This window comes from Amycolatopsis sp. NBC_01307 (assembly GCF_035975215.1).
GTDB lineage: Bacteria > Actinomycetota > Actinomycetes > Mycobacteriales > Pseudonocardiaceae > Amycolatopsis.
Genome location: NZ_CP108403.1, coordinates 7,038,187 through 7,063,657 on the forward strand (window position 1 = coordinate 7,038,187; position 25,471 = coordinate 7,063,657).

Consider the following 25,471-nt stretch of genomic DNA (forward strand, 5'->3'; position numbering starts at 1 on the left):
TCAGAGCCGCGTCGCCACCTTGGCGGCCAAGCTCCGGGCGGGGGCGCACAGGTCTTCCGGTCGCGCGTCGCTCTTATCGACGTCGACGACCGCCAGCTCGTTCGTCTGCTGGTGCTTGGTGTCGACGTAGGTGCGGTAGACGATGGTCACGGTGCAGCTGGTGTCGCCGCGCTCCCGCGCCTGCACGCGGGCGGAGTAGCGGCCCAGCTGCACCGGCGTCCCCGGTTGCCGGATCTCGGCGGCGGTCCGGTCGAACAGGACCTTCACCAGCCCGGGCCGGTCGGGGTAGCTCCAGTCGCACGCCCAGTTCGCGAACCCGGGAATCCGCTCCACCGGGCCGGCCCCGAGTGCCTCGGTCGTCGCCGCGGTGTCCAGCAACGCGCAGGCGTCCTTGCTCGCCAAGGAGCCCGCGGGGAGCTGACGCCGCGGGATCTGGCCGCGCCCCAAGGACGTCCGGGCGCGGGCGGCGACCGCCTCGGCCATCCCGCAGAAGTCGTGCTTCGCCGCGGGGTCACCGTCCGCACCGACAACCACCTGAGTCCCGGCGTCCGGCAACAGCAGGATCCTGGTGCAGTGGCCCGGTTCGGCGGGCGGCCGCTGGACGCCGAACCCGCCATCCCACTGGACCGGCATGGGTTCTCGCGTCCCGGTGGCGATTTCGACGCTGACGTCGACGTAGTCCGCGCGGTCCCCGGACGGGTACACGAGAGCGTCGCAGCGGTTGAAGTTCCCGAAGTCGTCCGATTGCTCGACCACGCCGTAGCCGCCGAGGGCGTCGGGAAAGGTCACCGCGCAGGGGTCCGCGGTGCGCGGCGCGCCCACGATCGACTCGCCGGGCGCGGCCGCCGGACGCGCGGGAGAGAACACCGCACCGGCGACGACGAGCGCCGAGGCCGCGCCGGCCACCGAGCCCCACAGCCACACCGGAGTCCGCGCCGGCCTCGGCGGGTACGACGCCCGCGGCAGCGCGAACCATGCGGCTTCCGAGGTCTCCTTCACCTGCACCCGGCACGGCCGGTAGGTCTCGGCTTCCGTGCTGTGCCGGACGACTTCGGCGTAGAACCAATCGGACGTGATGAGCGCGAGTTCACCTTCGGAACCGGCCAGCGCCGCCTTCAGCTCGGCCGCGTCGAGCAGGCGGAACGCCTTGGTGATCGCCGGCGAGGTCGCCCCGCGGGCGTCGTGGACGACCTCGCCGGCGTGCAGCGCCGCCCGGATCCGCATCCGCGCCTGCTCCCGCTGACCGGCGTTGTACCGCCGGATCCGCTCCGCCAGGACGTGCGGAACGCGCTCCACGAAAACCGACTTGGGCACCGACGCGGGCGCGAGGAGGAAGAAGCCGTCGCCGGTCCCCTCGCACCGCAGTTTGCGCCAGCGCACGCCGGATTCGCGGAACGCCACCTTCAAAGCCCGGTACAGACCCGTTTTCACGGCGAGGAGACCGGCCACGACACGAGAGCTGGATGCATTCAGCCCGATCGGGTGACGGTCAGCTCCCCCACGTCGTCGGCGTCTCGGACAGGCGGAAGTCCAGGGCGCCGCCCGTACGCAGGAAGGACGCGTCGAGCTTCCAGTCCCGCTGCGGCCGGCCACCGCGGCGGACGTCCGCGACGTACTTGCCGCTGCCCGACGTCGTGATCCGGATCGGGGCCCCGGCCGCCGGGCGGATCACGGCGCTCGGGAACAGCGGGCTCGACAGCAGCAGCTCGCCCGAACCCGGCGTGCGCGGGTAGACGCCGAGCGCGGCGAAGACGTACCAAGCGGACATCGTGCCGAGGTCGTCGTTGCCGGGCAGACCCGACGGCCCGGTCGTGTACACCGAGTTCACCAGCTGCCGGACGGTCTCCTGCGTCTTCCACGGCCGGCCGAGCTCGTTGTACAACCAGGGCGCGTGGATGTCGGGCTCGTTCGTCGGGTCGTACTTGAGCGGGCCGCCGCCCTTGAGCAGCCAGTTCCCGTTCGCGTCGTGGAAGAAGCCGTCGAGACGGGTGATGGCGGTCGCCTTGCCACCCATCGCGTCGGCGAGGCCGGAGACGTCCTGCGGGACCATCCAGGTGTAGGCCGCCGCGCTGCCCTGGGCGAAACCGCGGTCGCTCGCCGGGTCGAACGGCGTCACCCAGCTGCCGTCGACGTTGCGGGCCTGCATGTAACCGGTCCCCGGGTTGTACACGTTGCGCCAGTACGCACCCCGGGCGTGCAGCTCCGCGGCTTCGCGAGTGCGTCCGAGCAGCTCTGCGAAATGTCCGATTGCGTAGTCCGCGACCGCGTCTTCGAGCGTCTCCGCGGCGCCGCCCCAGCAGTGGCAGACGTCGTTGGGCGCGTAGTGCGAAGTCAGGTACTGCGCGAGGTTCGGGCGCTGGCCGACGCACTGGCCGGGGCAGCCACCGTCCTGCAGGCCTTCCGGCCGCGGCACGGTCGCCTGCTTGTAGAGCGAATCGAACGCACCGCGGTAGTCGAAGTTGCGGACGCCCATCGCGTAGAACGTCGCGAGCGTCGCCGCCGTCGGATCGCCGGTCATCACGTGCGTCGCGCCGTTGACGTGCACCCAGCGGTCCCAGACGCCGTCGTTCTGCTGCGCGTAGTTGTAGAGCGACTGCGCGAAGTTACCGGCGACGCGGGGTTCGAGCAGGGCCAGGAGCTGCACCTGCGCGCGGTACTGGTCCCAGCCGGAGAAGTTGGAGTACTGCGCGTCCTGCCCCCGGGCGACGCGGTGGGGTTTCTGGTCCATCCCCAGGTACTGGCCGTCGACGTCGCTCACGAGGTTCGGCTGCTGCAGGCCGTGGTAGAGCGCGGTGTAGAAGGTGACCTGCTGGTTGGCCGTGCCGCCGCCGACGGCCACGCGGTTCAGCTCGGTGTTCCACGCGCGTTTCGTCCCGGCGGCCACGCTGTCCACAGTGGACTTACTGGGCTGCTCGGCCCGCAGGTTGCGCTCCGCGCCGTCGAGCGAGACGTACGAGATCGCGATCCGCATGGTGACCTTGCTGCCGGGCGCGAAGGTGACGTACCCACCGGAGCCCCGGCCGGCGCGGTCGCTGCCGGTCGCGTACCCCTCGCCGCCGGACTGGTCGAGGCCGCCCGGCTGCAGCGTCGCGTCCTTCCACGTCCCGGTGCCGGCGAACGGCTGGTCGAACTGCGCGGTGAAGTACAGGCGGTAGTAGGACTTGCGGTTGTTGACGCCGCCGTTCGCGCGGCGGCCGCAGAACGCGCCGGTGAGCACGGACCCGGTGACCTTGCGGTTCGCGGGGTCGAGGTGCGTCTCGGCGTCCTCGCTGCCGTTGAGCGAATTCGACGTCCGGAAGAGCAGGCTCGCGGGTTTGCCCGCCGGGTACTGCAGGGCGCCGATCGCGGTGCGTTCGGTGGCGGCGACGTCGGTGGTGACGCCGTTCGCGAGCCCGAGCTTGTAGCGCCCCGGCGTCGCGGCTTCGTCGGCGTGACTGAAGTTGCTCGCGTAGATCGCGTCGGTGGTGTCGGCGGTCGGCGACGAGGTGACGTCCCCGGCGAAGGGCAGGATCGGCACGTCCCCCGCGGCGCCCGGGTTGCAGCCCGCGCCGTTGACGTGGGTGAGGCTGAGGCCGCGGATCCGGGTGGTGTCGTACTGGTAGCCGTTGGCGGCCCCGGTGCTGGTCTGGTCCCCGCGCGTGCTGGTGGGGCTCCAGGCGAGCATCCCGAACGGCGCGGTGGCGCCGGGGTAGGTGTTCCCGTCCCCGGCCGAGCCGATGAGGGGATCGACGAAGTCGGCGGGACTCAGCCCGGAGGCGGCCGACATCGTTGTCAGGCTGGAGGCGAGCAGGACGGCGGCGAGGACCACCGTGACGGGACGGCGCATGGGCGGAGATTAACCCGCTTCGATGGCCTTCGGGCGAATTCGAAGTGGACAAGCTTCCGGACACCCACGGAAGCCGTGAAGGCCTCCTTACCAGCGGTTAGAGCCGGCAAGGAGGCCTTCACGGACCTTGCTTATTCGTAGATCTCGCCCTTGGCGGCCTTGTCCACCAGCGACTGCGGCGGCTCGAAGTGGTCGCCGTACCGGGCGGCCAGCTCGCGCGACCGGTCGACGAAGCCCTGCAGGCCACCGTCGTACTGGTTGATGTACTGGATGACACCGCCGGTCCACGCCGGGAAGCCGATGCCGAAGATGGAGCCGATGTTGGCGTCCGCGATCGACGTCAGCACGCCCTCGTCGAAGCACTTCACCGTCTCGAGCGCCTCGGCGAACAGCATCCGCTCCTTGAGGTCCTCGAACGGGACCTCGGCCGAGCCGGACTTGAACGCGTCGCGCAGGCCCGGCCACAGCCCGGTGCGCTTGCCGTCCTCGCCGTACTCGTAGAAGCCGGCGCCCGTCGAGCGGCCCTTGCGGTCGAACTCCTCGACCATCCGGTCGATGACGCCCTCCGACGCGTGCGCCTTCCAGGTGCCGCCCGCGGCCTCGATCGCCTCGCGCGTCTCCTTGCGGATCTTGCGCGGCAGGGTCAGCGTGAGCTCGTCCATCAGCTGCAGCGGCGGCGCCGGGTAACCGGCCTGCGAACCCGCCTGCTCGATCGACGCCGGCTCGACGCCCTCGCCCAGCGCGGCGACGGCCTCGTTGATGAACGTGCCGATGACGCGCGAGGTGAAGAAGCCGCGGCTGTCGTTGACGACGATCGGGGTCTTCTTGATCTGCAGCGTGTAGTCGAAGACCTTCGCCAGCGTCGCCGGCGACGTCTTCTCTCCGCAGATGATCTCGACCAGCGGCATCTTGTCCACCGGCGAGAAGAAGTGGATCCCGATGAAGTCCTCGGTCCGCTGCACGCCCTCGGCGAGCGTGGTGATCGGCAGCGTCGAGGTGTTGGAGCCCAGCACCGCGTCGGCGTTGACGACGCTCTCGATCTCGCCGAACACCTTGTGCTTGAGCTCGACGCTCTCGAACACGGCCTCGATCACGAAGTCGACGCCCGCGAAGTCGGCCGGGTCGGCGGTCGGCGTGATCTTCGCCAGCAGCGCGTCCGACTTCTCCTGCGTCGTCTTGCCGCGCGAAAGGGCCTTCTGCTCGATCTTGGCCGCGTAGCCCTTGCCCTTCTCGGCCGCCTCCTGCGAGACGTCCTTGAGGACGACGTCGATGCCGGCCTTCGCCGACACGTACGCGATCGCGGCACCCATCATCCCGGCCCCGAGCACGCCGACCTTCTTGGCCGTGTACTTCTCGAAGCCGTCCGGCCGCGAGCCGCCGGAGTTGATCGTCTGCAGGTCGAAGAAGAACGCCTTCGTCATGTTCTTCGAGACCTGGCCGGTGGCGAGGCTGATGAAGTAGCGCGTCTCGATGGTGATCGCGGTGTCGAAGTCGACCTGCGAGCCCTCGATGGCGGCGGCCAGGATCGCCCGCGGCGCCGGCATGTTCGCGCCCTTGATCTGCTTGCGCAGGTTCGCCGGGAACGCGGGCAGGTTCGCCGCGAAGCTCGGGTTCGACGGCGTGCCGCCGGGGATCCGGTAGCCCTTGACGTCCCAGGGCTGGACGCCGCCTTCGGGGTTGGCCTTGATCCACGCCTTCGCGGCGGGGACGAGCTCCTCGACGGTGTCGACGACCTCGTGCACCAGGCCCAGCTCCAGCGCCTTGCGCGGGCGGTGGCGCTGACCCTGCAGCAGGACGTTCAGCAGCGCACTCTGGATACCCAGCAATCGGACAGTGCGCACAACGCCACCGCCGCCGGGCAGCAGACCGAGCGTCACCTCGGGCAGGCCGATCTGGCTGCCCTTGGCGTCGGCCGCGATCCGGTGGTGCGTCGCCAGCGCGATCTCCAGGCCACCGCCGAGCGCGGCGCCGTTGATCGCCGCGACGACCGGCTTGCCGAGCTGCTCGATCCGCCGCATCTGGCCCTTCATCAGGCCGGACGACTCGGTGAACTCGACGGCGTTCTCGGGCTTCGCCTGGATGAGGTCGTTCAGGTCACCGCCGGCGAAGAAGGTCTTCTTCGCGGAGGTGATGACGACGCCGGTGATGGAGTCCTTCTCGGCCTCCAGGCGGTCCACGGTCACGCCGAGCGACTCGCGGAAGTCGGCGTTCATGGTGTTCGCCGACTGCTTCGGGTCGTCGAGGGTCAGCGTGACGATGCCGTCCTCGTCCTGCTCCCAGCGGATGGTCTTGCTCTCAGCCATTTCGGTCCTCACACCCGCTCGATGATGGTGGCGACGCCCATGCCGCCGCCGATGCAGAGGGTCACCAGGGCGCGGCGCGCCTGGCGGCGTTCGAGCTCGTCGACCACGGTGCCGACCAGCATCGCGCCGGTGGCGCCGAGCGGGTGGCCCATGGCGATCGCGCCGCCGTTGACGTTGACCTTCTCCTCGTCGAGATGCAGGTCCTTGATCCACTTGAGCACGACGGACGCGAACGCCTCGTTGAGCTCCCACAGGTCGATGTCCTCGGGCTTGAGGCCCGCGGTCTTCAGCACCTTCTCGGTGGCCGGGGTCGGGCCGGTGAGCATGATCGTCGGCTCGGAGCCGATCGACGCGGTCGCCACGATCCGGGCGCGCGGCGTCAGCCCGAAGGTCTTGCCGATCTGCTCGGAGCCGACGAGCACCAGCGCGGCGCCGTCGACGATGCCCGAGGAGTTGCCGCCGGTGTGGACGTGGTTGATCTTCTCGACCGAGTGGTACTTCTGCAGCGCGACGGCGTCGAAGCCGCCCAGCTCGCCGATGCCGGCGAACGCGGGCTTCAGCTTGCCGAGGCTCTCGACGGTGGAGCCGGGACGGCGGTGCTCGTCGTGGTCGAGGACGGTCACGCCGTTGATGTCCTTGACCGGGACGACGGACTTGGCGAAGTAGCCGCCGGACCAGGCCGCCTCGGCACGTTCCTGCGAGCGCACGGCCCACGCGTCGACGTCCTCGCGCGAGAAGCCCTCGATGGTCGCGATCAGGTCGGCGCCGGTGCCCTGCGGGACGATGTAGTTGTCGTACGCGGTGGCCGGGTCCATGAACAGCGCGCCGCCGTCGGAGCCCATCGGCACGCGCGACATCGACTCGACACCGCCGGCGATGATCAGGTTGTCCCAGCCGGAGCGGACCTTCTGCGCGGCGGTGTTGGTGGCTTCCAGGCCGGAGGCGCAGAAGCGGTTGAGCTGCACGCCCGCGACGGTCTCGGGCAGGCCGGCGTTCAGCGCGGCGGTGCGCGCGATGACCGCGCCCTGCTCGCCGACCGGCGAGACGACGCCGAGCACGACGTCGTCGATCACGGCGGGGTCGAGGTTCGGGTGGCGGACCTTGAGCTCTTCGATCAGGCCGACCACCAGGTCGACCGGCTTGGTGCCGTGCAGGGCACCGCCCTTGTTCTTGCCGCGAGGCGTGCGGATCGCCTCGTAGATGTAGGCCTCGCTACTCACAGAAAAACTCCTCGCGAGCGGATGGGACGTCTTCGTACCCTGACCGATGATACCGGCCAGTAGTGCTAATGACCATTAACATATCTCCGGATAACCCCATGGTGTCAATGGGTTGCCGTTGTGCCGTTAGCCGCTATCGTCGACTCACCATGACCGACTCCGTACGTGCCGCGCGACCACGCGACCGCAAGGCCCAGCTGGCCGCGGTCGCCGCCGGGCTGTTCCGCGCGCGCGGCTTCCCCGGGGTAGGCATCAAGGACATAGCGGACGCGGCGGGCGTCACCGGGCCGGCGCTGTACCGGCACTTCGCGGACAAGCAGGCGATCCTCGCGTACGTCGTCCTGAGCGGTTTCGAGGACCTGGAGGCCGCGACGGCTGAGTCGCTGTCCGACTCCGTTCCGCCCGCCGACCAGCTGGAAGCCCTGCTCACGCGGCTCGCGGCCCAGGCCGTCGAGCGCCGGGAGATCGCGGCGCTGTGGCGCTGGGAAGGCCGTCACCTCCCGAAGGAAGATCAGCGGGAGATCGCCCGCAGGTCGACGCTGGCGCTGGCGTCGTGGTCGAAGGCACTGCTGGTCCAGCGCCCGGATCTGCCGGCCGAAGACGCCGAGCTGCTGTGCTGGGCGGCGCTGTCGGTGTTCGGCAGCGTGTCGGTCCACCACACCGCCGTGGCCCGCCGCCGCTTCGCTCAGCTGCTGGTCGAGCTGGCCCTCGGTGTGCTGAACGCCACACTCCCGTTGCCCGTCTCCCCTTCTCCGGACACACCCTCTTTGCGCTTGGGCACGCCGTCCCGCCGAGAGCAGGTCCTGGCGGAGGCCACGGCCCTGTTCGCCCAGCGCGGCTTCCACGACGTGAGCATGGAGGACATCGGAGCGGCGGCGGGCATAGCCGGCCCGAGCGTCTACCGCCACTTCCCGAGCAAAGCGGCCCTGATGGTCGCAATCGGCCACCGAGCGGCTGACCGCCTGGCCTTGGCGGCAGAGCAAGCACTACAGGCCCCCGACGAGCCGACGGCACTACGCCGCTTGGCGGCGTCGTACGTCCGCACGATTCTGCACACGCCGGAGCTCCTGGTCTCGTTCTCGGCAGACCGGGTGACGATGCCGGACCGCGACAAAGCCGACCTCCTACGGGTCCAGCGTGATTACGTGGCCCAGTGGGTCACGCTGCTATCCGTGGTTCACCCATCCTTGCCGCCACGAGAAGCGAAGATCACGGTCCACGCAGCCCTGACCATCGCGAACGACCTGGCCCGCACCCGCCGGGTCGCAGCCCGCCCCCACTTCGAGGCCGAACTGACGACGCTGCTGCACACGATCCTCGACGTGGCCTGAACGCCGCTCGACGAGATACGGCGACGATCCGCGAATGAGGAACAGCGTCAGTTAAGTATTTCAGAAATGTAAATTCCGACAACCAGCGGATTCACGAAATTCTGCGGCCGTATCCAAGCGCAAGCCCCTCGTGACAGAGCGTGGTGAAATCCAATCAGTGGACCTTCGCAATGGCCGGATCGAACAGGGGTACGATGAACACAAGACCGGAAGACCCCTTGCTACCAGGCGAAACACATTATCCCCATGCGCCCCGGTCGAGTGATCTCCGGCGTGCTAGCTTTACGCGCGCCTTCCCCCTAGGCAGCACAGTTCCGTCCGAGGAGAAAATATCGTCATGCGATCGCCGGGTGACAGCGAGCCGGGGATCAAATCCGAACTCCTCGACCTGAGCAGTGTTTCGCTGTCCCAACTGCGGAAACTCGACGCTCTCGCGCTCAATCGTTCGATTCGCCACGCCGTGGACCGGACCGCCCACATCCCGGTGACCGCGAGCGGCAGCGGCGGTGGTGGCGCCAAGCGCGTCGACTGAAGTCGCTCCGGAGGACTCACCGTGCGCACAAAGGACCCTGTGGAGTCCGATCCTGACCTGCATTTGCTCCCTTGGAGCACCTTCGACCAATTGGCCGCGGGCACAGGCGGGCTCACCGCCATGGGTGTGTTGCGAAGCGCTGATCGCAGCCGCAGGTTGCTTTTGCTGCGCGGGCTGAAGGACGCGACGGCGGACGAACGACTGACCGGTCCGCTGCCAGGCTCCGAAAAGGCGTGGGAACTGCTGGAACAGGCCGAAGAAGCCGACCCGGATGCGGTCGAGCAGGTGCTGGCCCACCCCTACACCGGCAGCTGGGCGGGATACACCACGCGGCTGATCGAGCAGGAACTGAGCGGAGAATGCCCGCTCTGGGTCCACTGCGGCTACCTCCACACGCTCGCCGCGGCCGCCGCGATCCGTGCGGGTCTGGAGTTCACCATCCGCGTGCCGGTCTGGAACGACAGCGTTGTGCTGCCGACGCTGGGAGCGGCGCGACTGGACGAAGGCGGCGGATTCACGACTGCCGAAGTACACGGCGAATCGGGCTCCTTCACGATCAGCGGCGACCGTTCGCGAGTCACGCCCGGGACACCGGCTTGGGTTCCGCTCCGGACGTTCCGGCTCGAAGCGGACGACCGGGTCATGGAGCTGCGGCTCGACGACCTGGATCCCCATCGTGGGCTCTACCACCCGATTCCGCCGGACCGGCTTGCGGAAGCCGACTCCGCGCGTTGGCACGGCCTGCTCGGCGAAGCCTGGCGGCTGGTCGTCGAGCATCTGCCCGAGTACGCGGAGATCCTGCCGGCGGGCCTGACGTCGATCGTGCCCGAACCGCCCGTCCCGTTCCGGCTTCCCAGCGCGTCGACGGGTGAGGCCTTCGGCAGCGCGGTCATCGCGGCTCCGGACGAAGCCGCCACGCTCGCCGCGGCCCTGGTGCACGAATTCCAGCACATCCGTTTGGGCGGTTTGCTCCAGCTCGCCCGGTTGCACGACGACGATCGCACCCAGCGGCTGTACGCGCCGTGGCGGGAGGACCCGCGGCCCCTCGGTGGCCTGGTGCACGGGATCTACGCGTTCTTCGGGGTCTCGGCCTTTTGGCGAGCGCTGTCTCACGCACGTCCCGCTGATCGGTCGGCCGCCTTCGAGTTCGCCCATTGGCGCGCCCAGTCCTGGCGCACCCTCGAGTTGATCCGGGACGACGCAGCGTTGACTACAGCCGGACGTCGTTTTCTCGACGAGCTCGGCACCGTGCTCGAGCCCTGGCAGAAAGAATCGACGTCGGCTGAAGCGGCGCACTGGGCGGAAACGCTGGCCACGGACCACCACGCCGGCTGGCGACTGCGCCACATCCGCCCCGAGCCGGAGAGCTCGGCAGAACTTGCCCATGCCTGGCAATGTGGTGCTCCTTGCCCACAGGTGATCCCGGGCGGCCGCCTCGACACCGTTTCGGACGGCGATTGGCCGAACGCCCGCGCCGACCTCCTCCGGATCCGGCTGGGCGAAAACGGCGAGGCCGAGTTGTCACGGCTGTGGTCGCGCGTGCCGGAAGTGCTCGAGGGCGACCACATGCTGATCGCCGACCGGGTCGAGGAAGCCCGAAAGGCGTATCTCGCCGTACTCGAAGAGGATCCGGACCACGCCTCGGCCCTGATCGGACTCGGCCTTTCCTTGCCGGCAGGTCCCGCCGCACGCGCACTGCTCGGTGTGCCGGAACTGGTTCGTGCGGTGCACCGGACGCTGCGCGGAGCGGGCAACGCACCGGTGGCCGACGAACTGGCCCGCTGGATCGGCGAAGGACTGACCTGACCGCGCTACAACGGCATCGGATCGATGTCGCACTCGGCTCGCACCGCGTCCACCGCGGCCGTGATCGCGGGATGTCCGGATCGCAGCACCCGGTCGGCCATACCGAGCACATCCCGGTGCTGACTCGCTGCCTCCTGCCCGCGGCCGAGCTGATCGAGGTCCAGAGCCCGGTTCAGCCGGGCTGCGAGCGTGATCGGGTGACTCTCGGGCAGCGCTCGGCGTAGTCGCGCGAGCGTCTCGGTGTTCATCCGCAGAGAACGCTGAACATCGCCGCACGCGGACCAGTCGTTCGCGGCGTTGATCGAGCAAGCCAGGACGTGGGGGTGGGCGGGACCCAGCCGATCACGCAGTCCGGCCAGGGCGTGCTGGTCTCTGGCCAGGGCGTCCTGCGGTTGCCCGAGCAACCGCAGGGTCACCCCGGTGTCCGCTTCGGCGGCCATCGTGTGCGGGTGGCGGTCCCCCAGATTCCGTCGATACAGGGACAGCACCTGCTCACCCAGCTCCAGGGAGGCCGCCAGATCATCGGCGTTGCGCAGGTCGATCGAATGGGCCAGCGCGCAGGCCATAGCGCTCGGGTGGTCCAACCCGTACTTGAGCCGGAACCGCTCGAGCGCGCTGCCCGACAGGCTCAGCGCGGCTTCGTGGTAGCCGTCTTTTCGTTGCGCCACCGCGAGGTGGTAGTCGCGACGGACGACCCCGTCGGTCTCCGAGTCGAACAGGCCCCGTACCCGCTCGACGACTTTCTCCTGCTCGATGCGAGCCCACGAGTAGTCCCCGAGCTCCCGGCGGCAGATGATCATGATGTTCAGGGTGCTGATGGTCTCCCAGTTGTCGAAACCGAGCAGCTCCGACCGGCGTTCGTAGGTGTCTTCGCTGAGCCAACGGGCCTGCTCGTAGTCGCCGGCCAGCAAGAGCGACACAACCAGGTCGTGCGCCGCACGCAGCGCGGTCGGATCGTCGTCGCCGAAGAGCGAGCGGACCTTCTCGTAGGTTTGCCGATTGAGGTCGCGTGCCGCGAAGAAGTCGCCACCGGCCTTCAACCCGACCGCCACCGTTATTTCGGCCCGCATCGCCTGTTCCGAATCCGGGCCCACCGTACGGCGGTAGAGCTGCAACGTCCGCCGGCCCACCTCGGCCGACTCCTCGTACCGGCCGAGCACCCACAGCACGAACCCGAGCTGTTCCGACGCCGCCAGCGTCTGCGCGTTTTCGGCGCCGTACCGGCTTGTCCAGGCAGCCACGACTTGCTGGGCCAGCTCGAGTGCACCCATGTGGTCACCGGAGAAGTACAGGAACTTGATCAAGTTGAGCAGCAGCTGCCGGACCCACCGATCGTCGCAGTCGATCAGTTCGGCGTGCCGGAGGTGTGGCAGCACCATCTGGTACTGCGGCCACTGCCGGGTCGCCTCCGGGTCGTTCGGATCGAGGTTGGCGAGCATGAGGTGAGCGCCGTGCTGCCTCTTCGTGCGGATCTCGTCGGTCATCGTGGCCCGCAGCACCAGCTGTGCGAGCCGGTGCAGGAGCAAGGTGCCGCTGCGGTGATCCAGCTTCGCCAGCCTGCATCGGTTGATCTCCCGCAGTGTCCGGTCCAGCAGGACGGGGTCCTGCATCACGGTGTCCAGTTCCGGGGCGATCTCGACTCCGCGGACCCCGGCGAACAGGCTGCGCGAAATCGGCTCGGCGGCGAAGAACGCGCAGACTTGCAGAAGCTGGTGCGCGGCGGGATTCCGGGTTGCGAGTCCGTCGAAGGAGACGTTCCACGCGGCCGCCACGGAGATCTCGTAGTCCGACGGTTGCGGCGACGTCGCGAGGAGCTCGGCCGTCTTCTCGTCCAGCAGCCGCGTGTACTCGGCGACCGGCATGCCGGTCTCGGCCCGCCATGCCGCGGCTTGGGCGAGTGCGATCGGCAGGTCGCCCAGCTTCGCCGCGAGCGCGCCGGCGTCCGCGGCGGCAACCGTGGCATCCCTGTGCCGCAGGAGCTCGATGCTCTCCTCACGGGCGAACCGGTCGACCTCGATCGATTCCGCCGGGAAGGCACCGGAAGCGATGTCCCGTGCGGTGACCAGGATCCGCCCCGGCCCGTCGACCGGGAGGAACGGCTGCAGGAACTCGGGTTGATCGGCTGCGTCGAAGACGAGCAGCCAGCGACGGTACGGTCTGCCGGCGCGGAGCGCGGCCAAGACGGCTGGTACCGCGGTGACAGTCTCATCCGCGCCCGGTAAGCGCAGCTGCCGGGCCAGTTCCGTCAAGGACGCCCGGATCTGAGACTCTTGCGTCGCGCTCACCCACCACACGAGGTCGTGGTCACGGAGTCGCCGGTAGATGTACTCGACCGCGATCTGCGTCTTGCCGAGACCGCCCGGCCCGTACAGGACAGTGCAGCCGGCCGGACCCAGGCTCGTGCCGAGCTGATCGAGCAGTTCGCGGCGGCCGATGAACTCCGGGTTGCGTGCGGGGACCGCACCCCAGATCGCCGGGGCATCGGTGGTGATCCGCCGGACCCGGCGCAGAGAGGTGGCCGCCTCCTCACGCACGTTCGCGACCAGCTGCTCGTCTGCGACCTCCGGTTCCGCCGTCGGGCCCATCCCGTCCGCGGTCTCGTCCTCATCCGCAGCGAGGCTCTCCGCCTCGGCGACCGCAAGCTCCCGCTCCTGCAGGCGCTCGGCTCGCAACGCGTACGGTCCCGACAAAGCCCGCATCACCACGCGCTCGAGGGAGACGTCCGCGGCCCCGTCTGGCAGGGAAGCCCGGTCGGGATCGGCCAGTGCGTCCACGATCCTCAGCAGGACGGGGTGCTGCTCGCCGAAGCGCTGCCCGGTCGCGACGACCACCTGCACCGTCTCCGATCGGCGTCCCGCCGTGAGCAAAGCCTCGCGCACCGAGGCCGGAAACGCGAAGACCGCATTGGGGTCGCCCACCGCGGGCGGGCCGAGGAGTCCGCTGGTGAGTACCTCGGCGACGTGGGACGTGTCGGCGTCCGGCACGAGTTCCGCCCGGACGAACCGGGCGATCGGCAGGCTGACCGGGACCGCGGCCAGCAACGTCGCCAGCCGGAAAGCAGGCGGTGTCGCGGCACCGAGGAACCGGCGGACGCGCTCCTGCGCCGCCGGTGGCGTGGCCGGATCGTCGTCGTCGCCCGCCTCGGGCAGCGGCTGATCACGCGCGAGCAACACCGTGCCCGGCACCGCTTCGGTGACCGAGCGCGAAATGAGCCGTACCCACCAGCTGAACCACCGGCCGTCCAGTTCGAGGACCGGCACGGGCACTGCGCCGGTCGTGTCCTTTTCGGGGTCCGCCAGAGTCATCCAGGCGTCCGGCAGCTCGAACCCGTAACGGCGGTTCGGCCGGAACGCGCCGGGTGAGGTCACCAACGCCCGGTGCACCGGGATGCCGGCCTTCTTCCACATGTGCTGGGGCAGCAGGTGCACCAGCGCGACCGGCATCCCGCCGGCCCATCGCGCGAGCAGCGGCGAAACCAGGTCACGCCGCCACGCTTCGCCGACCCCGTCCGTCAGGACGAGCATGAGACGATCGCCGTACCAGTCCAGGAGTTCGGCCACGCTGTGCTGAGGCGCGTCCGGAGTCCCGCCGCGCAGCACCGGTGCCAGGGAACCGTCGGTCGCCCGGGTCTCCGTTTCCAGGTAACGGATCCGGACCGTCCGGAACGCTCCGAGCTGGTGCACCAGCTTCAGGAACGACGTGACTTCCGGCTGCCACAAGGCCATCGACGAACCGGCGTCGATCACGACCGTCAGATCCAGGACACGGGACGTCGTAGCGGGCTTCAGCACCGGCAGCCAGAGGCCGTCCTGGACCGCTTGCTCGGCGGTCAGTTCCTCGTCCAGCTGGACGTCGTCTTCGAGCAACGACGGGCGTAGCTGCTTCAACGGCCGGAGAGCCCGCAGGATGTCCAGACCACCGGGCACCCTCGACGATCTCGGCGCCCGGCCGTTCCACGGCAGCCGGTCGGGCCGCCCGAGGACGTCCCGCACGAATCCCCCGGCCACCGGCCGGTGCCTGACGGGCGGCTCCGGTTCCGCGGCCGGCGGTGGATCCGCGATCGGCTCGGGATCCGGGTGCGGCGGCTCGGCCGGCGGCTCCGGTTCCGGCGGGTCGGCCCGCGGTTCGGGGGGACCGGCCTGCTGCGCCGCCGGGTGCCCCAGCAGGGCCGCGAGCCAGACCGCGTCCGCGACCTCGCTCCACGACAACCGATCACGATCGGCCATCTCACGGCACCACGGAGTTCAGCTGCCGCCAGAGCGCGTCCACCAATCGGGGCCAGGACTCGCCTTCATCGTGGTACGCCCCCGAAGTCGCGAGGTACACCGCTTCGAGGAGCTTGTCGACCGGCAGGCCGCCGAACGCTTCGCTGCGGCTGACGAACTCCTCGATGATGCGGGACCGGTGGGTGTCGCTCGGATCGAGCGCGTGCGCGGCCACCATCGCCGAGAGCTGTTCGATGTCCGGGTCCTGGATTTCGAGCCGCAGGCACCGGCGCAGGAACGCCGGCGGGAAGTCGCGGTCGCCGTTGCTGGTGATCACGACGAACGGGAAGGCGACGCACCGGACCCGGCCGTCCGCGACCGTGGCCGTCGCGTCCGGGTCGGCCGTGAAGACCTCGACTTCACGGCTGCGGCTGCGCACCCGCACCAGCTCGGGGATCGCGAACTCGCCGTCTTCGAACAGGCTGAGCAGGTCGTTGGGCAGGTCGGCCTCGCTCTTGTCGAGCTCGTCGATCAGCAGCACGCGGGGCTGCCGGCGAGGCAGGAAAACCGTCCCGAGTTCACCGAGCCGGAGGTACTCGCCGATCGGCGGTTCCTGCTCACCGTCCCGTCGATCGGCGGCGCGCGCACCGGCCGCCTGGGCGCGGCCGATCGCGTCGTACTGGTACAGCCCGGCTTTGAGCGTGGTGTGGGACGTGACCGGCCATCGCAGCACGCGGCCCAGCCGCAACTCTCGCGCGACCCGGTACGCGAGACTCGACTTCCCGCTGCCCGGCCGGCCGGTCACCAGCAGCGGACGACGCAGGTACAACGCCGCGTTGACCATGTCGATCTCGTGCGGGTCGACGTGCCGGGCCGGCAGCCGGTGCTCGGATCCCAGCCGCCGGTCCGCCTCGCCCTCGTCCTGGGGGAGGTCGTCCCCCGCCGGCAGCGGCCCGCCGTTGAACGCTCGCCACGGCGGCGCCGGCGGAAGCAGGTCGGCCAGCGACGCTCCCGCGAGCGGCCGGCCGGTACCGCGGTAGATCCACCAGTCCGGTCGCTCAGGATGCTCTGCCGCGTTCATCTGGTTCCTCCCGTATCGCGTCCGGCAGGTAAGGGCCGTCGTCCAGGAAAATCAATCTGCCCGGGTCGTCCCACAGGATCACCAGATCACGCACGACCCGGAGGTCGACGGGGATGATGACCTCGCGGAACGCCGCCCGCCGGGAATCCTGGGTCCGTGCGGGAAGATCACCGAGACCGCCGCCGTCGAGGAGCCATTCGACGACCTCGCGCAGAACGTCGGCGGACGCGTCGGGGTGCCAGAGCAGCACCGGAATCCCGGAGCGCAACCCGGTCGCCATTTCGTCCTCGCCGGGTCGCGGCCGCGTCGGCGGCGGTCCGGCGAGAACCATCATCGACCACCGGCCGTCACTGAGAATCGCGTCGAGCCGATGGCGTCCCTCGGTGTCCTGCGGCCGGCAGTAGTACACCCGTTCAGCCGACGGATTCCCGAGCATCGCTTCCCACCGTATTCGCCACGCCCGATGCCACTGCCGGGAAAACATCCGTTCCAGCGAGCGGATGACGATGGGGTAGTCCAGGAAAAGCGGCCGGGGATCGCCGGTTTCGTACTCCTTGCACCAGCGGTGCACCGGGAGGTTCACGAGGGCCCGCGGCAGCACGAACTCGAGCGCGGCCTCTTCCCGGTATTCCGACCAGGCCCGTTCCGCGTCGACGATCAACTGGTCGACGTGGAATTCGAGGTCCGCGCCGCGAATGGTGGCGATGCCACCCCTGGCTGGCGGCCACTCCTGAGGATCCTCCTGCCGCCAATGCGAAACGACGTGCAGGTCGGGGTCGATTCCGTCCAGTTCGACCATGATCACCAGGTGCAGGCGGAGTTCGCCGTCGGAAGGGTGCTCGCGTTCGGCGCGGATTTCCCGCAACCGTGCCTCACCCTGCACCCGCCGGGCTTGCCAGGTGTTCCATTCCCGCAGTTCGTCCCCGAGCGGGCGAGCGCACTTGGCGGCGACGAACTCGACGAAGGCGAGCGCCGGCGGCAGCCCGTGCGCGGGCGTGTTGAGCTCGGTCAGCAGGCAGAACGCCTCCCAGGCGTCACCCGGTTCGGCGGCGGGACACGTCGCGGGGGTGGCCGCCCGCCGGACGAGGGTGCCGAGCCTCGGCGGGGTGAATCCGGCCAGCACGGAACGCAACCACAGCAATTCGGAATCCGGCAGGAGGTCGTGCATCCGCGGTTCGTGCACGAGCCGGTGCAAGAGCTCGGATTCCGGGGAACTCGGCCGCAGCATGCGAACGGCGTGTTCGAGCGCGTGCATCCCGCCATCCGCCCGGGCGCAGGCGTTGACGATATCGATCAGCTGGTCCCGCCCGGTCGCGTGTTCGGAAAGCGTCAGCGGGAAACCGAGGTTGTCGTGAATCAATTCCAGCATCAGCGACCGGCTCGGCCGGTCGGCGGCCAATCCGGCGTGGGCGAGGAGATTGACGATCGCCTCCCGGACTGCTACGCGAACCGTGGACGGGAGGTGCAACTCCCGGCCCGGTCCGTGGGTTTGCTCGCCGGCCGACACCTGACGCACCACCTCCCCGCCCGGGTGCCCGGGAACCGTGATTTTACCCATCGGCGCCGCGGGCAATAGGGGCAAAAGGTGGACACGAGACAGTCCGAAACAGGACACCCAGGTGTCACAACCGGTCGATGATCGCGGCGAGCGCGTCGACCTGTGGTGATCCCGGGTCCAGCATTCTGATCGCTTCCAGCAGGTCGGCGAGGCCGCGGGTGAACCGCCGGCACGTTCTGGCCAGCGCGATCACGTGCAGCCGATCTTCGGCGTGATGCGGGACCAAGTCCGCGATTTCCCGGCGGGAGAAATGGTCGAGCAGGAGACGGCGGCTTTCCGCCCCGCGGACACAAGGTACGGCGAGCAGAGCGTCCACCAACGCCGAAAACACGTCTTCGACCGCCGACGGCGGCGGTAATTCGCGGCCTGGGAACCCGTTGACGGCTGCACCGAGCAATCGCAACCAAGCCTCGGTCTTGGTCTCCTTGACCGAAACCCGCATCCGGCGGTACGAGCCGGCATTCGCCGCGGGGTCGGCCCGCACGACGTCGTGGTAGAACGAATCCGAAACGATCAACGCCAGCGTCGCGCCCGAAAGTTTCAGCGCGTTCTTCGCTTCCGGCGCCTCCACCAGCCGGAACGCGTGACTGGTCGCGTCACCGACCGTGCCGTGGCTGCCTTGGTGGATCTCGCCGGCGTGGAAGGCGACGCGCAACTGGACGTTCGCCTCCTCGGCGTGCACCGCGTTGTACCGCCGCAGTTCCGCCAGCATCCGGTCGGGCAGCTCCGCCACGAGGTCCGCTTTCGCGACCTGAGCGGGCAACTGGATCATCGCGCCGTCACCCGCGTTCTCCTGGAAGAGGTCGACCCAGGGAACGCCGACCGCCGCGAACGACGTGCGCAACAGCCTCCAGAACCCCTCGTGCACCACGAGGCGATGCGCCGCAGTGCGCCTGGGATCGTTGTAACCGGCGATGTCCAGCGCCATGACGGTCTTGTGGTACGCGGCAGAATCCATGGGCACCGGACCTCCCCGAGTTCGCGGCAGACTCATTGTCACAGGTCAACGCCTTCGCGGCCACGCTCACAGCGTCGTCCGGACGGCGCACAACCTCGGTCCCTATCGCAATCGCAGGTAATGCGGGACAATCAGCAGCGGGCCGACGGGGTCCGTTCTCCCTGCGAGAGGGGAATCGTGATGCAGGCTTCACGCTCCGACGGGGAAGCGGGAATCGAATCCGCGGTCCTCGATCTCGGTGCCGTACCGCTGTCGGAGCTGCGCACCTTGGAGAGCAGCGAATTGCGCAAAGCGCTGCGACACGCGGCGGAGCGGGTTTCCTATATCCCGGTGACGGCAAGCGGCAGCGGAGGCGCCAAGCGAGTCGACTGACCGTGACCTCCGACGAACTGGTCCCCCATCACCTGTCATGGAGCGATTTCGACGCATTCGCGCATGGCGAGGGCGGCCTGGGCCCGCTACAACGCCTTCGCGCGACCGAGCGGAGCAGACGACTGCTCCTGCTGAGAGGAATAGTCGACCAAGCAGCCAAGTCTCCTGAAGTGGCCGAGCCGCTGCCTTCGCCCGAATCCGCGTGGGAGCTGCTGGCCAGGGTTCAGGTTCTGGCACCTTCGGCAGTCGAAACGATTTTGGCTCACCCCTACACCGGGACCTGGGCCGGCTACACCACCCGATTGTGCAGACAGGATGTCACCGGCGTTTGCCCGTTCTGGGTCCACCTCGGTCACGTGCACTGCCTTGCCGCGGCCGCGGCCGTGCGCGCCGGTCTCACCTTCGAGGCAGAACTCCCGGTCTGGCACGGAAACGTGTCACTACCGACGCTCGGCATGGTCCGGTTTCGCACCGGCGAAGCGTTCGGGGTAGCGCAAGTCTTCGCCGACGGCGAGGGGATCGTCTTCAGGAACCGGCAGACCGAAGTGCGACTACCCGACGACCTCAGCGTCGAAACCGCGGGCTGGCACCCCATCCGCAGGGTCACCAGCCAGCACGGCGGCCGGCAGTTGTCGATCAGGCTCGACGACCTCGATCCCTACCGGGGGCTTTACGAACCGATCCCACCGCGACGCCTCACGGCCCTCGATGTCGAGTCGTGGCGCACCGTCGTCGATGACGCTTGGCACCTGCTCACCACGCACATGCCCGATATCGCGGAGGCATTGCCCGGAGGTCTCGAGTCAGTGGTGCCGGCGCCGGCGGTCGCCTTCAGACTGCCCAGCGCGTCAACGGGCGAAGCTTTCGGCAGTGCGATCGTGGCGTACGGCAGCGATCCCGAACAGCTCGCGGCCGCGCTCGTCCACGAGTTCCGGCACATCCGGCTAGGCGGCATTCAGCACCTCGCCACCTTGACCACCGACGATCCACGCGAGCGGCTGTACGCACCCTGGCGGGATGATCCCCGGCCGATCGGCGGTGTGCTGCACGGGATCTACGCGTTCTCCGGCGTGGCGGCCTTCTGGCGGGCACTGGCCGCGGCCGAACCGGACAACCCGCTGGCTTCGTTCGAGTTCGCGATGTGGCGAGCAGCGTGCTGGAAAACCTTGCACGCGGTACACCAGGACGAAAGCCTCACCAGCACCGGACGCCGATTTCTCGACGGGATCGCGGCCGAACTGGATCCGTGGCAAAACGACCCGGTCAGCGCCGGACCGGCAGCTTGGGCGGCGACCGCGGCTCTCGACCACTACGCAACCTGGCGTCTCCGGCACCTGCGTCCGGACGCGGGCACCGTCTCGGCGCTCGCCGAAGCCTGGGACAAGGGAGATCCGTGGCCCAAACTCGGCAAGCTACCGGAACCGCATACACCGACGCCGGTCCCGGACGGTGCCTGGAACGACGCCCGGACCGACCTGATCCGGCTCCGGCTGAGCCAGGACGGCAACGCACTCGTCGAGTACGGTCCGACCGTGCCCGGCGTGACCGAGGCCGACCTCGCGTTGGTGACCGGCGACAACGAGTCAGCCGTGGCCGGCTACCGGGAGCTCTTGGCAACGGACCCGGACGTTCCGGCCGCGATAGTCGGTCTCGGACTGGCCCTGTCGGCCCGTGGCACCGGACCGGCGGCACGGGCACTGCTACACCGCCCGGAACTGGTCCGGGCGGTGCACCGCGTCCTTCGCGTGAACACCGATTCCGCCCCAGCGATGGACACAGTCGCCGGGTGGATCGGCCGGTTCACCCACTGAATCGTCCTGTCGAACAGCGGGCCGGGAAGTGCGCTACAGCGGCATCGGGTCGATGTCGCAGTCAGCACGAACTCCGCGCGACGCCGCCACGGTGCCAGGGTGCGCCTCACCCAGGACTTGCCGGTAGCGGTCCATGACGTCGACGTACAGCTCGTCCGCTTCCTCCGGCTGCCCGAGCACCCTGAGGTCGAGCGAACGGTTGAGCTGGACGGCCAGCGTCGTCGGGTGGTCTTCGCCGAGGACACGGCGTGATCGCGCGAGCAGTTCAACATCCCGCTCCGCGGCTTCTTCGATACGGTCGAGGGCAGCCAGATCGCTCGCGACGTTGATCCCGCACACGATCGTGTGCGGGTGGTCCTCACCCAGCTGTGCTCGGAACTCTTCCAGCGAGCGCTCGTTCAGTGTTCGCGCGCTAGCCGGGTCTCCGGACAGCCGCATGGTCACACCGAGGTCGAGCGCGGCCGAAAGGGTGTGTGGATGCTTCTCGCCCAGGCTCTCGCGGTAGAGGTCGAAGACCTCCTCCCCCAGTTTACGAGCCTTCACGAATTCGTGAGCGTGCCGCAGGTCGATCGAGTACCCGAGAGCACACGCCAAGGCGTTCGGGTGCTTGTTCCCGTACCGGATCCGGAACCGGCCGAGGGCGTCCTCGGAGATGCTGCGTGCCGCGTCGTGATCGCCGTCCTTCCGGCACGCGACCGCGAGGTGGGCTTTGCGACGGAGTGTGCTGATGCTGTCCGCACCGTACTGCTGTTCGACCCGGTCGGTGATCTGCTGCTGCTCGATTCGTGCCCACGGGTAGTCGCCCAGCTCGCGCCGGGCAATCACCATCAGGACCTGAGTCGCGACGGTCGACGCATTGTCGTATCCGAAGACCTCGACGCGCCTGCGGTAGGTATCGACAGCCAGTTCGTGTGCTTGCCGGTAGTCACCGATCAGGAGCAGCGCCGCGACGTAGTCACGGGCAGCGTTCAGCGTGATCGGGTCGTCGTTGCCGAACAGGCCTCGTGCCTTGACGTAGATCTCTTCGTTGCGCTGGGCGGCTTCCGCGAATTCACCCCTCGCCTTCAGGATGACCGCGTAGGTCAGCGCGGCGTAAAGTGTCTCTTCCCGGTCTGGACCTACCGAGTCTTGGTAGCGGTCGAAGGTGTGCTTACTGATCTGCGCCGCGTCGGCGTAGCGCCCCACAGTCCACAGGAAGAACGCCAGCCGCTCGGACGCCTCCAGCTCCTGCAACGGCGGATCTTCGATGGGCGCTTCGCCCCGGCGCTGGCGTTCGCCCCGGTCCTGCTCCCACGCCTGCACCGCGCGTTCGGCGAGCGTGACCGCGCCGTCGTGGTCACCCCAGTGGTAAAGGAATCTCATCAGGTTGATCACCAGTTGTCGCACCCACTGGTCCGTGCACTCGATCAGCTCGGCGTCGTAGATGTGCGGCAGTACCTCCTGGTAGCGCTGCCACTGGCGGGGTGATTCCGGGTCGTTCGGGTCGAGGTTGGCCAGCAGCATGTGTGCGCCGTGGCGCATTTCGTTGCTGTGCTGCTCCGACATGCGGTTGCGCAGGACCAGCTGCACGAGGCGATGCAGGAGGATGGTGTCGGTCCGGTGGTCGATCTTCGCGAGACCGAACCGGTTGATGTCGCGAATGGCGCGACCGAGTTTGATCGGGTCGCGCAGTGCCTTGTCGAGATCTTCCGACACCGTCAACCCGCGCACGCCGGCGAACAAACTGCGTGAAACCGGCTCGGGGGCGAAGAACGCGCACACCTGCAGCAACTGGTGCGCGGCGGGGCTGCTCACGGTCAACTGATCGAACGACACGTTCCACGCTGCCGCGACCGATGTCTCGGAGTCCTGCGGGTTCGAGGTGTCGAGGATTTCCGCGACCTTCTCGTCGAACAGTCGCACGTATTCCCTGGCCGTCATGCCGGTTTCGGCCAGCCAGGCCGCGGCCTGCTCGATCGCCAGGGGTAGGTCGCCCAGTTTTTCGGCGATGCGGTCGGCGTCCGCGTCGTCCAATTGAGGTCCACGCCTGCTCAGCAGCGTCTTGCTTTCGCTGCGGTCGAAGACGGCCACTTCGAGCGGACGTGCTATCCCGGCCCAGTTCGGGTTGCGTGAGGTGACGAGGATGTCGCCGGTGCCGCCTACTGGGAAGAACGGGCGGACCATTTCCGGGTCTTCGGCCGAGTCGAAGACGAGCAGCCACCGCCGGTACGGCCGACCGAGACGGAGAGCCTCTTTGACCGCGGGTACGGCCGTGATGGCTTCGTCAGCGCCCGGGAGGCGGAGGTGCTGGGCGAGTTCGCTGAGTGACGCGTGGATCTGGGTCGGCTGGGTCGCTTGGATCCACCAGACGATGTCGTAGTCCTGCAGGTGCCGGTAGATGTATTCGATGGCCATCTGCGTCTTACCGATGCCACCCATGCCGTGCAGGGTGGCGGGCAGGACCGCCGTGGTTCCGGCGCCCAAGCGCTCACCCAGCTGAGCAAGCAGGTCGCCGCGGCCGGTGAAGTTGGGGTTCGGTGGTGGAATCGAGCCCCAGACCGGGGGAACTTCTTCACCCGAACGCCTTACTTGGCGCGTCGTCGATGATCCGACGCTGGCGATCACACTCGCCTGGTCTGCGGGTTTGTCCTTTGAGACCGGCTGACGTTCTGAAGGGTCCGGGTTCGCCACATCAGTGGCTGCGGGTTCGCCGGGGATACTCGACCCCTTGAGTTCCTGCGACATCGTGTCACTCACCGCCGGGATGCTAGCAGCGCTAAAGTCCACAGCGGAACCACGCAAACCGGGTGAACTCGGGGCTTCGCCCCTGTTGTCGATTCTAGCCAAACGATCGGCTCTCGATAAGTATGGACCCGACAACGCACTCATCACATCTCGTTCGAGTGCTATCTCGGCGCGTGACGCCGTCGTGGGTTCCGGGTCCGGGGTTGCGTCCGGCTCGACCAATGCCGCCTGCAGGCGGGCCAGTGCGGAGTTCTGCTCGCCGAACCTTCGGGACGCCGCGCGGACCGCGTGTGCGGTGTCCGATCTGCGGGCGCCGCTGAGCAGGACTCTTCTGGTCTGGCCGGAGAATTCCCAGGGGGTGTTGCGGTCCCAGGGCTGGCGGTTTCCGTCGTGACGCAGCAGGCCGCTCGTGAACACCTCGACGAGGTGGTCGGGGCCGGAGCCGGGGAGCATCTCCGCCTGGACCGCGGACGCGACGTCGAGGTCCACCGGGACCGCGGCGAGGAGGGTGGCGAGCCGGAACGCGGACGGCGAAGCCTGACTGTGAAAATCCCTCACTCGATCGCTGGCGTTCACCTCATTCTCACGCGGAACCGGAATTTCACTCGATTCGGTAAGAGTTGCGCGCGGCCGGTCCCGAATCACCATGACGGAACATTTCCGCGGGACGTCCGCCCGTCCGGTGACGACCTCCGCCCATCTGCGGAACCACCGTTCTTCCAGTTCCAGGACGGGCACCGCGACCGAATCCTCGGTCAGTTCCGCCTGGTCGAGCTCGTCGAGCAAGAAGTCGGTCAACCGGACGAGGTACGAGTCGTTGGGCCGCACCGGGCCCCGGGTCGTGATCTCGGCGTTCTGCGCGTCGACGCCGCCGCGGACCCAGAGCCGCCTGGGCAGCAGGTGCACCACCGCGACCGGGACCTTGCGTCCCCACCGGGCCAGCAGCGGTTGCACCAGGTCGCGCCGCCAGGCGTCGCTGATCCCGTCGGTCAGCACGAGCATCAGCCGCCGTCCCGAGGAGTCGGCCAGCTCGCCGGCCCCGCGCGCCGGGCTGTCCGGCGTTCCGCCGCGCAGCACCGGGCCCAGCACCATGCCGCCTTCGGCGCGCCCGGTCTTGCCCGTCTCCAGCAGCCGCACCTGGACCGAGCGGAAGATGCCGAGCCGCCGCTGGCACAGCGTGACGAACGCGGCGACGGTCGGCGCCCAGAGCGCCATCGACGGCGCCTGCTCCACCACCAGGGTCAGGTGCAGCCAGGGCAGGCGCTTGCGTTTGGTGACCGGGAGCCAGATCCCCGCTTCCGCGCTGACCTCGGCGGTCCGCTCCTCGTCGAGCTCGACGTCGTCCGGCTGGTCCGACGGGACCTTCCGCTTGAACGCGCGGAAGGCGCGGACGAGCTTCCCGATGTCGGGCAACGGAGACGTCGCGCCGGCCGCCGACGTCTCCTCTTCCGGGTCGAGCAGGCCGCCCGCCCCCGCGGCCACCCGGCGGTTCGCGATCTCCGTCAGGACGACCGACGGCAGGTCCGGGGGCGGCAGCCGCTCGGGGTCTCGCCTCGGTGTCATCGGCGGAGGATGCACCTCGGCGGTATCGGGCCGCTCGTCCCGGGGTGGAGGCTCCGGCGGACGGGGTGGCTCCGGTTCGCCCGCCGACGTCGCCGCGATGGCGGCCATCAGCCACAACCCGTCGGCGACTTCGTTCGCCGTCAGGTCGTGGTCGCCAGGACCACCCGGGTTTTCCGGCATT

The 25,471-nt window shown here is 68.9% G+C and carries 14 protein-coding genes; 5 read left to right on the forward strand and 9 right to left on the reverse strand.

The window, feature by feature from the left end:
* The 4 genes from OG439_RS30500 to OG439_RS30515 all read right to left on the reverse strand — a co-directional run bounded on the left by OG439_RS30500 (position 1) and on the right by OG439_RS30515 (position 7,349).
* A complete protein-coding gene (locus OG439_RS30500; protein WP_326944208.1) occupies positions 1–1,401 on the reverse strand; it encodes a hypothetical protein in 1,401 nt (466 codons plus the stop codon).
* Positions 1,402–1,489: 88 nt separating this feature from the next.
* Positions 1,490–3,826: a GH92 family glycosyl hydrolase gene (locus OG439_RS30505; RefSeq protein ID WP_326944209.1), complete on the reverse strand. Its 2,337-nt coding sequence runs from the start codon at positions 3,824–3,826 to the stop codon at positions 1,490–1,492.
* A gap of 131 nt (positions 3,827–3,957) precedes the next feature.
* The gene (locus tag OG439_RS30510) at positions 3,958–6,129 is read right to left on the reverse strand and encodes a 3-hydroxyacyl-CoA dehydrogenase NAD-binding domain-containing protein (protein WP_326944210.1); all 2,172 of its coding nucleotides are present in this window, start codon (positions 6,127–6,129) and stop codon (positions 3,958–3,960) included.
* Positions 6,130–6,137: 8 nt separating this feature from the next.
* Entirely contained in the window at positions 6,138–7,349 is a 1,212-nt protein-coding gene (locus tag OG439_RS30515) for an acetyl-CoA C-acetyltransferase (protein ID WP_247057317.1), read from the reverse strand.
* A 149-nt stretch (positions 7,350–7,498) separates the two neighbouring features.
* Between OG439_RS30515 and OG439_RS30520 the strand changes: the two genes are divergently transcribed.
* From OG439_RS30520 to OG439_RS30530, 3 genes are all read left to right on the forward strand, one after another.
* The gene (locus OG439_RS30520; protein ID WP_326944211.1) at positions 7,499–8,680 is read left to right on the forward strand and encodes a TetR/AcrR family transcriptional regulator; all 1,182 of its coding nucleotides are present in this window, start codon (positions 7,499–7,501) and stop codon (positions 8,678–8,680) included.
* A gap of 337 nt (positions 8,681–9,017) precedes the next feature.
* Complete coding sequence (locus OG439_RS30525; protein WP_326944212.1) at positions 9,018–9,212, forward strand: hypothetical protein; 195 nt, start codon at positions 9,018–9,020, stop codon at positions 9,210–9,212.
* Between the two features lie 21 nt (positions 9,213–9,233).
* Positions 9,234–11,018 carry an HEXXH motif domain-containing protein gene (locus OG439_RS30530; RefSeq protein ID WP_326944213.1) on the forward strand — a complete coding sequence of 595 codons (1,785 nt, stop codon included), beginning with the start codon at positions 9,234–9,236 and terminating at the stop codon, positions 11,016–11,018.
* A gap of 5 nt (positions 11,019–11,023) precedes the next feature.
* Here OG439_RS30530 and fxsT (OG439_RS30535) read toward each other — a convergent pair whose 3' ends face one another.
* The 4 genes from fxsT (OG439_RS30535) to OG439_RS30550 all read right to left on the reverse strand — a co-directional run bounded on the left by fxsT (OG439_RS30535) (position 11,024) and on the right by OG439_RS30550 (position 18,820).
* Entirely contained in the window at positions 11,024–15,244 is a 4,221-nt protein-coding gene (fxsT, locus tag OG439_RS30535) for an FxSxx-COOH system tetratricopeptide repeat protein (RefSeq protein WP_326944214.1), read from the reverse strand.
* Between the two features lies 1 nt (position 15,245).
* Entirely contained in the window at positions 15,246–16,304 is a 1,059-nt protein-coding gene (locus OG439_RS30540; protein WP_326944215.1) for an AAA family ATPase, read from the reverse strand.
* The gene (locus tag OG439_RS30545) at positions 16,282–17,811 is read right to left on the reverse strand and encodes a VMAP-C domain-containing protein (protein WP_326944216.1); all 1,530 of its coding nucleotides are present in this window, start codon (positions 17,809–17,811) and stop codon (positions 16,282–16,284) included. The genes OG439_RS30540 and OG439_RS30545 overlap by 23 nt, the downstream gene beginning before the upstream one ends.
* 115 nt (positions 17,812–17,926) lie before the next feature.
* A complete protein-coding gene (locus tag OG439_RS30550; protein WP_326944217.1) occupies positions 17,927–18,820 on the reverse strand; it encodes an effector-associated domain 2-containing protein in 894 nt (297 codons plus the stop codon).
* 180 nt (positions 18,821–19,000) lie between these two features.
* Here OG439_RS30550 and OG439_RS30555 point away from each other — a divergent pair, with 180 nt between their 5' ends.
* Positions 19,001–19,192 (forward strand): hypothetical protein, encoded by a 192-nt coding sequence (locus OG439_RS30555; RefSeq protein ID WP_326944218.1) that lies wholly within the window; start codon positions 19,001–19,003, stop codon positions 19,190–19,192.
* 2 nt (positions 19,193–19,194) lie between these two features.
* The gene (locus OG439_RS30560) at positions 19,195–21,003 is read left to right on the forward strand and encodes an HEXXH motif domain-containing protein (protein ID WP_326944219.1); all 1,809 of its coding nucleotides are present in this window, start codon (positions 19,195–19,197) and stop codon (positions 21,001–21,003) included.
* 33 nt (positions 21,004–21,036) lie between these two features.
* Here the strand turns inward: OG439_RS30560 and fxsT (OG439_RS30565) are convergent, their stop codons facing one another.
* Positions 21,037–25,470, reverse strand: a complete 4,434-nt coding sequence (gene fxsT / locus OG439_RS30565; protein WP_326944220.1) for an FxSxx-COOH system tetratricopeptide repeat protein — start codon at positions 25,468–25,470, stop codon at positions 21,037–21,039.
* Position 25,471 lies beyond the last annotated feature (1 nt).